The 434-nt window shown below is 56.9% G+C and carries 1 protein-coding gene; it reads left to right on the forward strand.

The features are described 5' to 3' along the window. Nucleotides 1–434 (forward strand): hypothetical protein (locus C1I95_RS34535; RefSeq protein ID WP_199524059.1); only part of this gene is annotated, 434 nt, incomplete at both ends.

The following is a 434-nucleotide window of genomic DNA, read 5'->3' on the forward strand; positions in this document are numbered from 1 at the left end:
ACCCTGTCCTTCTTCGCCACACTGATCCACGCCGATCTGCGCGAGCGGCTGCAGCTCTGGATGAAGGGTGGTCAGTACGGTGACTTCTTCGACAACGTCGACGACGCGTTCCAAATCAGCGATGACCTGACCATCGAGATGGGTGAGCTGCTCATCAACTACGAGCGCGCGGCGGTTCTATTCCTAGACTACGCCTTCTTCCGGATCAGCAAGAGCATGGATGGTCAGCGATTCACGCTGATCGAGATTGAAGAGGCGGGCTTCTTCTTCAAGTACGAACGCTTCTACAGGCGCTTGGAAACGTGGCTGACCACCATCCGCAAGCTCAACGGTGCCGTGTGGATGGCAACACAGTCGCTGCGCCAGATCGCGCGGATTACCGACTTCGAGGTGCTGAAGGAAACCATCGCGAACTTCATCTACCTGCCCAACAG

Origin of the sequence: Micromonospora craterilacus (assembly GCF_003236315.1) — a bacterium.
Taxonomy (GTDB): Bacteria; Actinomycetota; Actinomycetes; order Mycobacteriales; family Micromonosporaceae; genus Micromonospora; species Micromonospora craterilacus.